Consider the following 13672-nt stretch of genomic DNA (forward strand, 5'->3'; position numbering starts at 1 on the left):
TGTTGCTATTATAGTTTAGAGGGATTATTCCCGTCAAGTACACGTCGCTCGGATAGACAAAGCGAACAAGAGTGGCAAGTAACGAGCCGACTGTCAAAAATACTGCGGATCGTCTGTGCAAGCCCAGGCTTTTCGGAAGCCATATGGAGCACGATACTCTCAGGAGCCAGTGTAACCAAAGCACTGACCAAATAATCCTCGTCCCTGCATTTTTGTTCGTCCATGTTCAGAACGGTATCCAACTGTTCAAGCCAAAGCCGATCCCCTTTTTTATCATAAAGATGGAAAGGTTTGTCCACACTAGGAACGACATGAACGACTTCCTGCTTGGTTTCCTGTACAGCAATGAAATAGCGCAACAACTCGACAAACTCTTGGTATTGCTTGTCTTCCAGATATTCATCAATGCCAGTTTCCACGAGTTCGAATAGCTCGTTCCAATGTTCCTGTAGTCGAAACCGGACGAAGCCCAAGACGTTGATTGTTCTCTCCCACTCCAAATAGGTGAAAACGTTGCGATATACGTTTGCCTTGCGTGTTGTAGCCGTTAACAGTTCCCTGCCATCAAGCTCGACTTCTTGGCACATACGTTGAATATAAGGAAAAATCTCTGCCCACTCTGTCTCCATCTGTTCGGCAGCGAGTAAGTCAGCGGCCATTTCTTCCATAATTTTCGGTTCCTTCACCTGAATGACCCATTCGGCTAATGTAAGAGCAACGAAGGCTCTCGCCCACTCGATGGTCTGCGCGTCATACTCAGTCTCACACCAGCTTTGAAAGTAGAACAAGAGGTATCCATTCTCTTCTTGCTCCCTGTATGTAATGCGCACCGGTGCAGTGTTGACCCGCTCCGTCATCTCATTTACGATAGCCCGATACGTGTCACAATGCTCAGGGACATTCTCCAGCAATACGCGAAACGTCTGCATAACCATCCCCCCAACCGCCATTGTAGTTACAGTATATGTCCCGTCAGGAGCGATATACTTTTAAACGGTTGGAAACTCAGGGAAGGTTGCAGGTAAAAAGTTCCTGATTAAATAACCAAAAAACGCTCCCCTGCCGATTTCCCTTTGTTAGGAGGTGGGGCAGAGAAGCGTTTTTTTGGTTTATTAGTTTTGCATGACAAAATCACGTTCTGCCATCTCGCCGTCTTTGAAAACGCGCAGAATGTCATACTGTGTGTTGCGCTGTGCAGGGATTTTGCCTGCGCCGCGAATGAGCTCCAAAATTTGGTTCGTGTTTACCTTGTACGTACATGCCGCTGCGGAAACAACGTTTTCTTCCATCATCGTTTGACCGAAATCGTTCGCTCCATAAGAGAGAGAAAGCTGACCGTAATGCGGGCCCATCGTCACCCAGGAGGATTGGAAGTTTTTGATATTATCCAGCATAAGGCGGCTGATTGCCAGTGTTTTCAAGTATTCCTCTGGCGTATTGTTGACAGCCTTCATGTTGGTGTTGTCCGGCTGGAAGGTCCAGACGATAAACGCTTTGAAGCCGCCTGTCTCATCTTGTGCATCACGAATTCGCAGAAGGGACAGTACACGCTCTTCCATCTCTTCCCCAAAACCAATTACCATGGTAGCTGTACCTGGCAAGCCTGCACGGTGTGCGGCTTTTTGAGTATCAATCCATTCAGTCCAAGAACCCTTCAAGCGGGAAATCTTCTGACGTGTACGATCATCGAGGATTTCGCCACCCGCTCCCGGCAAGGAATCGAGACCCGCTGCCTTCAGCTCTTTCAGCACTTCCTCGACAGACATGTTGGAAACTTCCGCGATTTTCATCACTTCCGCTACAGACAGAGAGTGCATCGTAATATGCGGGAAGCGCTGCTTGATCTCACGCAAGAGGTCAGTATAATAATCCAGTTTCAGATCCGGATTGGTACCGCCTTGCATCAAGATTTCTGTACCGCCAACGTCCACGGTCTCCTGAATTTTTTGGAAAATCGTTTCTTTGGGGAGAACGTATCCTTCAGAAGAGCCCGGGCGACGGTAAAAGGCACAAAAACGGCAATACGTGTCACATACGTTCGTGTAATTGACGTTGCGACTGATGACAAAAGTCGCAATCGGTTCTGGATGATGCTTTTGCATGACCAGATTGGCGTAATGTCCGATCTTTTCGATTTCATTGCTCGCAAACAAAGCCAGACCGTCTTCGAGACCCAGTCGTTCACCTGCGAGAGCACGTTCCAATATAGAATCGATCATAAGGATCACTCCTTGTACCATACGTAAATTCCATCCCACATCATAACACAATACCAGGACATCGGCTATAGCCCGAGGTGCTGGCAGATTCGCTCCATACGCGAAAAAACCCTGCAAGAGACAGGGCTTGGAATCGCAATGATTCTTATTGTTCTTCATATCCGATCTGTTCGTATACTTCTGGCTCCCAGTAAATCACGGTTTGCGCGAGTGGCAAATTCGTTTCGCGTGCTCCGTTTGGTTGGCCATTAAAATAGATGATTTCTGTTATGGCTACCCGATCACCACGAACGTCAATTTCCCCAGACAATTGCAAGTTAGTCCCGTTTGGCGCATAGAAAACGACTTTTCCCGAACCCAATGTTTTCATTGGTTCCTCCCATGATGTTTGTCCTGTTTCCCTACATTTTAGTGGATAATCTTTCCTAGCGTCAATGAAAAAACAAGGACTTCACTACCAATATTCGACCTAGGATACACTCATTGGACCACGCTAATAACCATTTTACTGGCCCAGCGATTCCCACTCGACATCTAACTTCAGTTGTGGTCTTTCTTTGGACAAACTGGCATAGGATAGCTACAATAGAAAAAACCTTCTAAGGAGATGCTCATGCTCGAACATATCACACAGCTATTCATGCAATATGGGATGTGGGGACTTGTTGCCATGGCATTTTTGGACTCATTTATTAGTCCGATTCCTCCGTTTTTTATGCAAATTGCGATGAGTCTGCTCGATCCAGGCTCAGCGATTCAGTTTGCAACAGTAGCCTTTACTGCTTCCGTCCTCGGCGCCCCCATCGGATTTTTGTTGGGGAGATGGCTGGGAAAACCACTTTTGCACAAGATTCTCCCTGAAAAATGGGTGATTGTAGCGACGGAAAAATTCGCAAAAAACGGGGATGCTGCCGTACTGATCGGAGCTTTTACCCCCATTCCTTTCAAGGTTTTCACTGTGCTCTCTGGCGTATTCAATTACTCGCTGACCAAGCTGATGTTTTATGCGATCATCGGGCGGGGATTGAAGTTTTATTTGATTGGCACCTTGTTTTATTTGTACGGAAAACACGCAAAGGTTCTGATCGATGAATACTTTGAGATCACGCTGCTGGCGATCGCAACAGTGGTTGCTGCGATCTGGTTTATTTGGAGTATGCGCCGCAAGCGGTATGCGTAAAAATCAAAAGCGCCTTCGCCACCTCAATAAGTGGTCTAAGGCGCATTTTGATTTATCGGGTCTGAACAATAGCGGACTGTTGGGCCCAATCTTCAACGCTGACAAACTGATATTCCACCAGTTGGGTAAAGAACTGTACATCCAGCAAAGAATCGGCTTGAATCCCCCGCTTTTCTTGTGAATGGAAATGCTTTTCGGCATACAGCTTTGCCAAAATGTATTTGCGGGCATTTCCCTCACGCGTCACCTGATCCTCTGCTTCACTGACGATGCATGATAAGGTGTACAAATCTACCATATGGTCCGCGAGCGTTTTTAATTTGTACGTTACATAATCGTGGGTCTGTTGCATGAGATAGGCGATATTTTCCTCTAGGATGGCCAGTTCTGTCCGAATCAACTCGGCGTACGTCTGTGAAAAGGCATGCTTCCAGCCAGCTATGCGCTCCCGAAGCAATCTGCTAAACGCTTCGTGGCTGTTTTCTTTTTGCATCACACGCAAAATATCGAGTGCGAGTATATTCGAGGTGCCTTCCCATACGGTCAAAACTTGCGCATCACGCAACAGACGCGGTGTTACGTATTCCTCGATATAACCGTTACCGCCATGAATTTCAATTGCGGTATGAGTCGATTCGACAGCCTCTTCCCCTGTACGATATTTCAGCAAAGGAATCAGCAGGCGAGCAAGCGCGTTATCCTCTTTGCTCGCTGAATGAGACTGCAAGCGATCATAAACAGCAATCATATCAAACACCGCACCCGTGCTGACCTCCGTATCCATTAAGAGGCTCACCAGCATTTCTTTTACCATCGGGTACTGATCGATTGGATTCCCGAATGCACGACGTTGCTCGGCGTAATACCTCGCTTCGTAAAAAGCTCGACGCATGATCCCGATCGAAGCAATCGCGTTGCAAATGCGAGACAGATTCAGGGCTTCTGCCATGTACTTGAAGCCGTTCTGAGGCTCCCCGATCAAATAGCCCTCTGCTCCGTTCAACAGTATCTCCGCAGATGGTACGGCGTTGACGCCCAGCTTATCTTTCAGGCGGCGGACCTGGATGTGATTGCGTTCGTTGTCAGGCTTTATCCAAGGCACCAAAAACAGTCCGAGCCCTTTTGTCCCCGGTTTCTCCTCATCGATTCTCGCCAAAACAGTCGCAACAAATGCTCCAGCATTGCTCGCAAAAAACTTTTCTCCTGTCAATCGGTACACACCAGGCCGACCTGTTACTGGCTCTGCTACAGTCAAATTCGCACCGACATCCGAACCACCCTGTCTCTCCGTCAGCCAAGTAGCCCCTTCATACAGGCGAGTGCGATCACGAGAGGTCAGTCCTGTCAGGTACTGCTCCTTTTGTTCTTCGCTGCCATAGCGGTCAATTAAATAAGCAGCTGACATCGACAAGGTGACAGGGCAATAGAAGCCCGGCTCAGACTGACTCACGAGATAGCCCATGAAAAAGGAATAGCTATACGGCGCTTTTCTGCCCAACTCAGGAATGTCTTGATACAAGTAGCTGACGATGCCTGCTCCGTAAACTTCTGCTATTGTTTCCTTATAGCCTTCATTGGTAATGATCTCAGAAATGTCCTCGCCCAGTCGATTGTACTTGCGCAATCTCGGCTTTCCTTCTCTGTCTGTATAGGCGGCACGCTCATCGATGGGTCCTGCCACTTGCGTACCTAACCAGCTCAACTGCTGTCTGGCCCATTCATGCATGGAAGCAGGGAGATAACGTTCCAGCAAATAATCGAGGTTGGGATCTGCTTTGAAAAAGTTTTGCGCCTGTGGCGTACGCGGGTGCGGGATGTTGTCGCTGTATGTTCGCTGATCGATGCTCGTTTGCAAATCACTCATCGTAGTTCCACTTCCTTTTGGGAACTGACATCACGCAATACATGCTTCAGGACTTTTCCGCTCGTGTTCCGCGGCAGCGCAGGAACGATATTCACCTGTCGCGGGAGCTTGTAATCGGCGAGATGACCACGCAAAAAGCCTTGGATTTCCTCTAGCCACTCTCGATTGGTATCAACTCCTGGTTTCAGAACCACATAGGCCGTAACCGTCTCACCCCACTCAGGATGTGGCAAACCTACAACAGCTACCTCGCCAATCGACGGATGACGCTCCAACAACTGCTCGATTTCCTTAGGGTAGACGTTTACCCCGCCTGTAATCATCACGTCTTTTTTGCGATCAATCATCCACAGAAATCCATCCTCATCCACGCGTGCAATATCACCAGTGTACACCCAACCATCGCGTATGGTTTCTGCTGTAGCCACTGGATCGTTGTAGTATCCTTTCATTGTCCCTTCTCCGCGCAAGCGAATTTCGCCCGCTTCGCCACTGGCGCATCGCTCTCCTCGCTCGTTTACAACCTCCATTTCGGCGAACAATACACCTCGATTGCCTATACTGCCGATTTTGTCCGGATGCTCTCGATGCAGAAGACACATTCCGGTCGGCCCTGCCTCCGTCAACCCGTAGACGCACGCCAGTTTATTGCGTCCATAAGCCCCTTCCATAACCGAAGCCATCTCTTTGGACAGAGGAGCCCCGCCATACATCCAATGTTCGATGGAAGACAAATCGTACGCCGTAAACTCGGGATGCTTCATCGTCAGCAAATACGCCACTGGCGCTCCGAAGAAATGCGTAATCCGATGCTGCTGCACCAAATCCAAAAGAAGCTGCGGCGAGAAGGTCAAGGCCATTACCTGGGTGGCGCCAAGCATAAGCCCTGCAATGAAAAAGAGATGGAGGGGAGCCGAATGACTCAGTGGCATCAAATGCAAAATTCGCGAATGATGAGTCATCGTCAGTTCAATCGACATCATTTTCGCGACAGTCAATAAGCTTCTATGTGTATAAAGCACCCCTTTAGGGCGTCCAGTCGTACCAGAAGTATACAGGATGCTGACCTCGCTATCTTCGTTCATGTTCGCCAAATAAGGCTGCGAAGAAAGCGCCTTCATTTTATCAAAAGACACGTCATTGGCATCCCAGTCAGCGATTCCATGCCAATTCCCTTGACTCACACCTGTTTTGATTGCCACAAGCTGTGGCGTTTGAAGGACCCACTCATTCACGATAGGTACGAGGGCATCATGAACAAGAAGTGCCTTTGCACCGGCATGTTCACATATATGTCGTACTTCTTCTTGGGTTGAGCGCGCATTGATCGGTACGACGAGGGCACCACTACGAATGACGGCGACGTAAAAAATGGCAAACTCCGGGCAATTGGGCATCAGCATGACAACCCGATCCCCTTGCTCGATGCCAAGCTCTTGCAAATGGCAAGCCCACTGAGTAGAGCGTGTGTCCCACTGTGAAAAGCTGATCTCTACATCTCCTGCAATCAGCGCGGACTTGTCAGGGTATTTCCTTCCGTTTGCTGTGAGCAGAGCTGATACGTTCATCGTTTCTCCTCCTCATTTTCTTCAAGCAATTTTTGTTCAAAGTTTTGCTTGTAGACGAGAATGTCTTCTCTCAGTTGTCGGAGTTCCATGATTTTCTCGTCGATCTCAGCCAGCTTTTGGTTGCCGTACTCAATCGTTCGCATAAGCTGCGCACGACCTGAACGGTCCTCGTCGAACAGCTCAATCATTTCGCGAATCTGATCCAACGAAAATCCGAATCGCTTCCCTCGCAGAATGAGTCGCAGCCTGGCACGGTCCTTGCGGTTATAGTGCCTGCTTCCCTTCTCTGTCCGACTGGGAAAAATCAAGCCGAGCTCTTCGTAGTACCGAATCGTTCTGGTGCTGACATCTAATTGTTGAGCAAGATCAGAGATGGTCCACGATTCTTCCTTCTGTATTCCTTCTCTGCTCATGTCCAGCGCCCCTTACTTACATTTATAAAATTCACAATTTACCGAATAAAATGATTGTAACTGCCGTTTACGTAAACGTCAACTTGATGAAAATTTATCGGGCCAATCACCAATCTATTATTCGCCCATATATTGTTATTGTGATTTTTGTGGAAGGAGGTGAAGCAATGGCCGTCATCAAAGCGAACTCCAGTGATGTCGATATGCTTGCCAGACTGATTCGGGCCGAGGCTGAGGGTGAAGGTGAGTTGGGTATGTTGATGGTTGGCAACGTTGGGGTAAATCGGATTTTAGGTAACTGCCTTGACTTCAAAAACATTCGCAGCATGCGTGACATGGTCTATCAATCTCCGGGAGGATTCGAAGCGATCCAGAAGCCGTATTTCTATCAACGGGCCAGGGAAAAAGACAGAAGACTGGCACAGCGCGCAGTCAATGGAGAGAAAACCCGCCCCGCGAGCAACGCATTGTGGTTCTACCGTCCTGCCGGAAACTGTCCTCCTACTTGGTGGGATCAACAAAACTCCGGTCGCTATAAGGCACACTGCTTCTTCGTTCCAACACCAGCAGATTGCCCACGCGTCTATTAAAAGAATTAGATAGATAAAGGAGCGAGTTCATCATGAGTCAACAAATGCCTTACACTGGTTACCCTCAACAACAATACGGATACGACATGTACCCATCCGCACAGTTTCCATACGGCATACCTCAGCAACAGCAGCAGATGATTCAGCAGCAGCAACCTCAACTGGTTCCGATGCAGCCAAGCGGATCCTTGATTCCTGGAATGCCCATTACTCCTGGGCAAGTGATGGAAGAATCGTACATCGAAAACATCCTTCGCCTGAATCGAGGCAAGGTCATTACGGTGTACCAAACGTTTGAAAACAACAGCCAATGGAACGCCAAAATTTTCCGTGGCGTCCTCGAAACAGCTGGCCGCGACCACATCATTATCAGCGATCCGCAAACCGGCAAACGCTATTTGCTCCTCATGGTCAACACCGATTACATCACCGCGGACGAAGAGTTAAATTACATTCCGCCTCAGCTTCCAACAGGAGTTCGGTAAGCAACCAAGCACAAAAAGACAGTTTCCGTCGGCTATCCCCGGGGGAGAACTGTCTTTTTGACGTTTATACCATTCCATGCTATTAATGAGTGAGAAACACGACCGCTTTGCAAAGGATGAGGAAGAGTGGCATTTGGGATTACACGAGACGAACTGAACCGTTGGAAGCAAGCCGTTAGTCGAGGCGAATTGGCATTTCTCACTCACTATTGGCTGGACCCCCGGTTTCCCGGAATCAAAACCGTTACAAAAGTAGGCTGTGCCAATTATTCGTTACTGACAGACTGGTGCCTTGCCAACGGGCTCGATCCTGTCTACATCCATAACCGTGCACCCTTCCCACATTTTGATTTACTTGGCGAAAAACAAATCCAGATCTTGCAAAAGGAAGGTCTGTGGGATCACTTGGAGCGCTTCCGCATGCTGGATGATAGACGAGACTAGGATGGATCTTTTTGCACGTGATAGCCTCGATCACCATATGGCGCCAGCTTTTTCATCCATTTATCTTCGAGTTTTTCCAGTGCATCCTTTCCATCAAAATACGGATGGTCTTTCTTCTCAACCTTTTCTAGTACTTCGATTTCAAAAGCGTCCGAACCGTATTTATCCCAGTCTTTTTGCAGCTCACGATTAGGATGCGAGCCATGCTGAAGCATGAACTTCCTACCGTTGATCGTTTTTAGGTTATTCGTGCTCGCGATGAACACTTTGTCATTTTGCTTGTTCTTAATTTGATAAACGCCTGCATCGGTTTCTACTTCCTTGTACATCTGTTTGAGCTCTTGCTTGCGATTCATCTGTTGCGCTCCCCGTTCCTCTCCTTCATTTTCCACAGCGATCCGCCAATATTGACTCCCGTCCGCCTGTCTATCCATCAAACCAACATCGACTAAATATCTCCGCAAGGTCACATAATCATCGTAGAGACCTTCCAAAATCTCATTCACTTCCCGCTCGGTGTAGAAACGATCGAGCTCAAATTTTTTAGAAATCTCTTCGAGGAGAATGAGTTTATGCTTGTGCTTGCGCGGGAATCGTTCTAATCGACCTGATAGTCCATTCGGCAAGAATTTCTTTACGATCGCGGCATACTCTGCGGCATCGCCATCTTTCGAGGTATTCTTTTGCTTGCTTGATTTGGCATCGTTGGACGATTGATTTTTATCCGCTTCATGCAGTAACTCCATCATGACCAGGAACACCTTGGCCTGACGTTCTTTTTCCTTGAGTGCAAAGCGGTGATTACGGATCGTCGATGCACTGCCGATCCCCATTTCATTTTGAACCTCAGTATCTGTCTTGCCCTGGTAAAAGAGGCGAAGCAAATTAACCTGATGATCAGACAAGCCCGTCAATCGTTTATCCAACTGGCTCAGGTGAGTAAAGACAGAACCGTGCGTAGCCTCGATATGATGGCGCATAAAGCGGGACGCTTCATACAGGACACCCTCCACTGGATAAATAATTCCTTTCTCCACCTGTTCCCCACAGAGCAAACACATAAAATGTTCGTCTTGTTCGATGTAACCTTGCTTCCACTCTTGAAGGGAAGCGCTCCAGAATGCTTCATGAAGACTCATATATAAACACAACCTTTATTCGTTTGATTTATTATAGATAACTTATCACCGTGTTTGTTTTATGTCAAACAAAAAAGCCCTCTGTTGTGTATTCACACAACAGAAAGCGTTTTTGTCTATGCTTCACTGGCTCGCATCGCAAGACTTGCTTGAGCCAACTCTTTTAAAAATGCCAGACGATCACCTTTAAAGAAACGTCCTTCTGTTGCTGTCCGATTCTGCCGATAGCGGATCGCCAATCGGTTTACCAAGCGATTAATCTCCAGATGTTGTTCCTCTTCCATAGTAAACCGTACAGCGTATTCGTAATAGTCCGTTTCCCACGGAATCGTGCGGACTACGTGTCCGTACATTTTCAGAGCCTGTCCGCACAATTCCGTCGCAAACTGCAGAACGAGCTGGTCATTTGCCGGCATTTTGAGATGAGAGAGAAAACGAAGTCCACCTGCCCCGATATCCTCGATCAATACCTGCGTGCTCCCAATCTCCATGGTTTTCCCTTTGACCAGCACAATAGTCATGTCTGCACAGAGGGCGTATTCTAGACGTAAGCGAAAAAATTCACGTTGATGCCCCTCTGATCTACCTGGCATTGTTTTCTCCTTCTTTCTCTTCTCATAGTGGGTAAGACGCAAAAGAAAGAGCGCCTGTCACCTTGGCGCCTTTCTTTTTATTTTTTGGGCTTTCGGTATTTGATCTCCTGCTCTTTCACCTGAAAGCGATTCCATAATTCTCTCTCATCATGTGTGATGGAATCATGCTTTTCCAGTCGGAAGAGGAGTCTAACGACCACCCAAACAATCAAAAGAAACGCAAAAAAGATAACCAGTGTAAGAAAGATCATAAAACCTACCTCCTCCCGTTTACTAACAACATATGGGAGGAAGCAACATAAGATAACCAAATGTATCAAAAACGTGACAATTCTTCTTTTCTAGAAGGTAGTCACACTTCGCGGCTTCTCAGGAACAGCGAACAGCCTATCCAAAATCAGAAGCTTTTCTGGAGCATCCAGCTCCAATTGGCCGTATTGATACAGTTTTTGGGCAGTTACTACCCCCATCACGAGCGAAGAAAAATTCGAAATATCTAGCTGTACCGAAACGTCAGGCTCCACTGCCTCTCCTAATTCCGGACGTCCATCGACAAACTTGATGACCCATGTTCCTTCATTCTCAGGCAGGAACGAATCGCGGATCGTCAGCTTTACATTTACCGTTTCCGAACCAAAACGGTGGTGGGACAACTGACGGAAAAATCCCGGCACATCAATGATCCGATACATCAAACCGACTCCAGATACATGGCTCTCATGATAAATGCTCCACAATATCGAATCCGTTCCATTGCCTGGATCAGATAGCAACAAGTGAAAATCTTCGTCATGCGTCGTAAATTCGATCCGTTGAATCTGATCGGCCTGGCTACGCAGGAAAGAGAGCAGTTGTGCAAGTGCTTCGCGGCTCTCATACTGAAGCTCTCTTACTTCTATGTTGTTGAAGAGTTTGTTTTTTTCATGGGCGCTCTGGAACTGGAAAACGAGATAGCCGCTTAGCCTCCCTTCCTTTTTGTAGCCGACGGTAATCATTTCAGGACCATCGAGGAGTCTATCCCACTCTCGATCTGTTCGCTTGATCATGCCATGTGTTTGACGGGCGATTCGGTGATAGCAAGCAGACAGTTCTTCTTTGTCCTCTTTTCCTATATAGACGATTTTGTCCTTGCCTACAAACGGCAGGCTGGACGGCTTGAACTTGTATTGGTGAACCTTGGTCCCTATTCCAAAACCCATTTGCTTGTAAAAATCAACACGAAACGGATAGAGAGAGACCAGCGAGATTCCCCGCTCCCGATAGCTGGAAAGAAAACCTTGCAGCATCGTCATGGCCACTTTTTCCTTTTTATGCAAAAGGTCTACGGCGACCATCCCAATACCGCCAGTCAAAAGCGGTGTACCGTGAACATTCATAGGAAAATCGTACCATTTCATTATACCCGCTAGTCTTCCATCACGGTAGCATCCGTGGTAGCTGACATGTGGGTCGTTTTCGATCGTCTCCCTTACGCGTTCGGCAAATCGCTGTCTGCTCTCTGCACCCAGTAGATTGCTTCCAGGGTAGCTCATCGCTGCAATCCTAACGACCTCATCGATATCGTCAATTGAAACCGGTCGAATCTCCTCCATCGTCTCATGCACTCCTGTCAGCAAAAATTTGGGCATCTAGGAAAATAGTATCGATGAATGCAACAACTGGCAATATGTAGTTTGTATTTTTTGGAAAACTGTAACCAATTATTGAAAAAACGTCCGCACTCGGCGGACGTCTTCGAATTAGTGTGTCTGTTTGACTCGGCTTCCTTTTGCGATCACAAGCGCCAGAACAAAGCTGCCTATCGCAAGCACTAATGTGCCTGTGAAGACCACATGAACACCGCTAGCCAATAAGTCTCGGATCTGTGCCAGCTGTGCCACTGGAATCGATCCGTGTTCAAAGGAAGCTCCTAAATTCGCATGACCACTTGCTACAGTCACCATGTTGAACAACATTCCGAATACCGCTGCCCCAAAGGTTTGACTAAATGTACCCGTGAATGTATTGAGGGCAACCGCTGTCCCCCTCTTGTCGACTGCAACGGACGATTGAATTTTTACCATGATGATCGGAGAAATGAGCCCCATTCCCAAACCAATTAAGCCTACAGCCACATAAATGAGGTATCCCGCTGACTGAGCGGACAAGAAGCTCAACAATGTTGTCGCTACGGTCAGAACGGCTGTCCCTGCCATAAACAATTGTTCAGCTCGCAGCTTGCCTAACAAGTTCCCGGCAAGGATAGAGCCGATCGTCCAGCATACCGGCATCGGTGTCAGGACAAAGCCAGCCATTGTCGCACTTTCTCCCAAGACTCCCTGGCTCCAGATCGGCAAGTACACCACCATGCTGATTACAATTCCATTGGTCAAGAGCGTCAGCAGATTGGTCATGGCCACGTTTCGATTGGTAAAAAGCGAAAGCGGAATCAGCGGCTCAGGCGATTTCTTCTCCACCGATATAAACATCAGATAGGTCACCAAAGCAAATACGATCAAGGAAATCGTCACCGGACTGGTCCAGGATTGATTTTGGCTACCTGTTAACAAGGCATACAACAAGGCGATGGTCCCGAGCGAAAAAATAAGCGCGCCTGGATAATCGATATGGCGCTTTTCTTTGACGGAAAGCTTTTCCTTGTACAAAAAGACGAGCATGAAAAATGATACGAGGCCAAAAGGCAAGTTAAGAAAAAAGATATAACGCCACGTCAGTGTATCGACTAAAAATCCTCCGACCAACGGACCTGCCACACCGGAAAGTCCCCATACAGCGCTAATCCAGCCCTGCGCTTTTGCTCTGGCAGTCTGCTCGGTGTACAAATCTCCAATGATAGTCATCGTAATCGGCATGACTGAACCTGCACCCAAGCCTTGAATGGCACGGAAAACAATGAGCTGCCACATCGACGTCGCCACTCCACAAAGCGTGGAACCTAACAAAAAGATACCGATCCCGATTAGCAATACGTTTTTTCGGCCAAATAAATCAGCCAGCTTGCCGTAAATGGGAGCAGATACGGCAGTGGCAAGCATGTAGATGGCGTATACCCAGCTCACCTGTTCAAAGCCTGCCAAATCACTCGTAATACGTGGTACGGCTGTACTCACAATCGTTCCTTCCATCGCAGCAAGGAATGTCGAGAGCATAAGGGCAATCATAATCTGTAGTCTCATC

General features: G+C 47.7%; 15 protein-coding genes. 4 read left to right on the forward strand and 11 right to left on the reverse strand.

Translation table 11 applies throughout. The annotated features are described in order from the left end of the window. Window positions 1-8: 8 nt before the first annotated feature. The 3 genes from ytxC to HP399_RS22850 form a co-directional block, all read right to left on the reverse strand. Window positions 9-929: a putative sporulation protein YtxC gene (ytxC, locus tag HP399_RS22840; protein WP_173619121.1), complete on the reverse strand. Its 921-nt coding sequence runs from the start codon at window positions 927-929 to the stop codon at window positions 9-11. A 183-nt stretch (window positions 930-1112) separates the two neighbouring features. After that, window positions 1113-2219: a cyclic dehypoxanthinyl futalosine synthase gene (mqnC, locus tag HP399_RS22845; protein ID WP_173619122.1), complete on the reverse strand. Its 1107-nt coding sequence runs from the start codon at window positions 2217-2219 to the stop codon at window positions 1113-1115. 145 nt (window positions 2220-2364) lie between these two features. Beyond that, complete coding sequence (locus HP399_RS22850) at window positions 2365-2589, reverse strand: hypothetical protein (RefSeq protein ID WP_173619123.1); 225 nt, start codon at window positions 2587-2589, stop codon at window positions 2365-2367. 243 nt (window positions 2590-2832) lie between these two features. Here HP399_RS22850 and HP399_RS22855 point away from each other — a divergent pair, with 243 nt between their 5' ends. Further along, window positions 2833-3399, forward strand: coding sequence for a YqaA family protein (locus HP399_RS22855; RefSeq protein WP_173619124.1), 567 nt, complete (start codon window positions 2833-2835; stop codon window positions 3397-3399). Between the two features lie 52 nt (window positions 3400-3451). Here HP399_RS22855 and HP399_RS22860 read toward each other — a convergent pair whose 3' ends face one another. The 3 genes from HP399_RS22860 to HP399_RS22870 are packed head-to-tail and all read right to left on the reverse strand — an operon-like array spanning window position 3452 to window position 7244. Then, entirely contained in the window at window positions 3452-5263 is a 1812-nt protein-coding gene (locus HP399_RS22860) for an acyl-CoA dehydrogenase family protein (protein WP_173619125.1), read from the reverse strand. Continuing rightward, window positions 5260-6831: a class I adenylate-forming enzyme family protein gene (locus HP399_RS22865; RefSeq protein ID WP_173619126.1), complete on the reverse strand. Its 1572-nt coding sequence runs from the start codon at window positions 6829-6831 to the stop codon at window positions 5260-5262. The genes HP399_RS22860 and HP399_RS22865 overlap by 4 nt, the downstream gene beginning before the upstream one ends. Beyond that, window positions 6828-7244 carry a MerR family transcriptional regulator gene (locus HP399_RS22870; protein ID WP_173619127.1) on the reverse strand — a complete coding sequence of 139 codons (417 nt, stop codon included), beginning with the start codon at window positions 7242-7244 and terminating at the stop codon, window positions 6828-6830. Before HP399_RS22870 ends, HP399_RS22865 begins: the two co-directional genes overlap by 4 nt. Before the next feature lie 167 nt (window positions 7245-7411). Here HP399_RS22870 and HP399_RS22875 point away from each other — a divergent pair, with 167 nt between their 5' ends. The 3 genes from HP399_RS22875 (at window position 7412) to HP399_RS22885 (ending at window position 8763) form a co-directional block, all read left to right on the forward strand. Then, window positions 7412-7834, forward strand: coding sequence for a cell wall hydrolase (locus tag HP399_RS22875; protein WP_173619128.1), 423 nt, complete (start codon window positions 7412-7414; stop codon window positions 7832-7834). 32 nt (window positions 7835-7866) lie between these two features. Then, on the forward strand, window positions 7867-8319 hold the full coding sequence (gene gerQ, locus HP399_RS22880) for a spore coat protein GerQ (RefSeq protein WP_173619129.1): 453 nt from the start codon (window positions 7867-7869) through the stop codon (window positions 8317-8319). A 126-nt stretch (window positions 8320-8445) separates the two neighbouring features. After that, window positions 8446-8763 (forward strand): hypothetical protein, encoded by a 318-nt coding sequence (locus tag HP399_RS22885; RefSeq protein ID WP_047070940.1) that lies wholly within the window; start codon window positions 8446-8448, stop codon window positions 8761-8763. Here HP399_RS22885 and HP399_RS22890 read toward each other — a convergent pair. The 5 genes from HP399_RS22890 to HP399_RS22910 form a co-directional block, all read right to left on the reverse strand. Next, window positions 8760-9902, reverse strand: a complete 1143-nt coding sequence (locus tag HP399_RS22890; protein WP_173619130.1) for a DUF2087 domain-containing protein — start codon at window positions 9900-9902, stop codon at window positions 8760-8762. The genes HP399_RS22885 and HP399_RS22890 overlap by 4 nt on opposite strands. A gap of 116 nt (window positions 9903-10018) precedes the next feature. Continuing rightward, a complete protein-coding gene (locus tag HP399_RS22895) occupies window positions 10019-10495 on the reverse strand; it encodes a PilZ domain-containing protein (protein WP_173619131.1) in 477 nt (158 codons plus the stop codon). A gap of 77 nt (window positions 10496-10572) precedes the next feature. After that, window positions 10573-10746: a hypothetical protein gene (locus HP399_RS22900; protein ID WP_007728597.1), complete on the reverse strand. Its 174-nt coding sequence runs from the start codon at window positions 10744-10746 to the stop codon at window positions 10573-10575. Window positions 10747-10836: 90 nt separating this feature from the next. Then, complete coding sequence (gene eis, locus HP399_RS22905) at window positions 10837-12087, reverse strand: GNAT family N-acetyltransferase (RefSeq protein ID WP_173619132.1); 1251 nt, start codon at window positions 12085-12087, stop codon at window positions 10837-10839. Between the two features lie 147 nt (window positions 12088-12234). Further along, window positions 12235-13671, reverse strand: coding sequence for an MDR family MFS transporter (locus tag HP399_RS22910; protein WP_173619133.1), 1437 nt, complete (start codon window positions 13669-13671; stop codon window positions 12235-12237). Between the last annotated feature and the right edge of the window lies 1 nt (window position 13672).

This window comes from Brevibacillus sp. DP1.3A (assembly GCF_013284245.2).
GTDB lineage: Bacteria > Bacillota > Bacilli > Brevibacillales > Brevibacillaceae > Brevibacillus.

What these genes read in the sequence shown, in the direction of transcription:
- HP399_RS22860 (WP_173619125.1), bottom strand. Translation starts at nt 5,263, where the DNA reads ATGAGTGATTTGCAAACGAGCATCGATCAGCGAACATACAGCGACAAC.
- HP399_RS22850 (WP_173619123.1), bottom strand. Translation starts at nt 2,589, where the DNA reads ATGAAAACATTGGGTTCGGGAAAAGTCGTTTTCTATGCGCCAAACGGG.
- HP399_RS22865 (WP_173619126.1), bottom strand. Translation starts at nt 6,831, where the DNA reads ATGAACGTATCAGCTCTGCTCACAGCAAACGGAAGGAAATACCCTGAC.
- HP399_RS22890 (WP_173619130.1), bottom strand. Translation starts at nt 9,902, where the DNA reads ATGAGTCTTCATGAAGCATTCTGGAGCGCTTCCCTTCAAGAGTGGAAG.
- gerQ (WP_173619129.1), top strand. Translation starts at nt 7,867, where the DNA reads ATGAGTCAACAAATGCCTTACACTGGTTACCCTCAACAACAATACGGA.
- eis (WP_173619132.1), bottom strand. Translation starts at nt 12,087, where the DNA reads ATGGAGGAGATTCGACCGGTTTCAATTGACGATATCGATGAGGTCGTT.
- HP399_RS22875 (WP_173619128.1), top strand. Translation starts at nt 7,412, where the DNA reads ATGGCCGTCATCAAAGCGAACTCCAGTGATGTCGATATGCTTGCCAGA.
- HP399_RS22895 (WP_173619131.1), bottom strand. Translation starts at nt 10,495, where the DNA reads ATGCCAGGTAGATCAGAGGGGCATCAACGTGAATTTTTTCGCTTACGT.
- HP399_RS22870 (WP_173619127.1), bottom strand. Translation starts at nt 7,244, where the DNA reads ATGAGCAGAGAAGGAATACAGAAGGAAGAATCGTGGACCATCTCTGAT.
- mqnC (WP_173619122.1), bottom strand. Translation starts at nt 2,219, where the DNA reads ATGATCGATTCTATATTGGAACGTGCTCTCGCAGGTGAACGACTGGGT.
- HP399_RS22855 (WP_173619124.1), top strand. Translation starts at nt 2,833, where the DNA reads ATGCTCGAACATATCACACAGCTATTCATGCAATATGGGATGTGGGGA.
- HP399_RS22900 (WP_007728597.1), bottom strand. Translation starts at nt 10,746, where the DNA reads ATGATCTTTCTTACACTGGTTATCTTTTTTGCGTTTCTTTTGATTGTT.
- ytxC (WP_173619121.1), bottom strand. Translation starts at nt 929, where the DNA reads ATGCAGACGTTTCGCGTATTGCTGGAGAATGTCCCTGAGCATTGTGAC.
- HP399_RS22910 (WP_173619133.1), bottom strand. Translation starts at nt 13,671, where the DNA reads ATGAGACTACAGATTATGATTGCCCTTATGCTCTCGACATTCCTTGCT.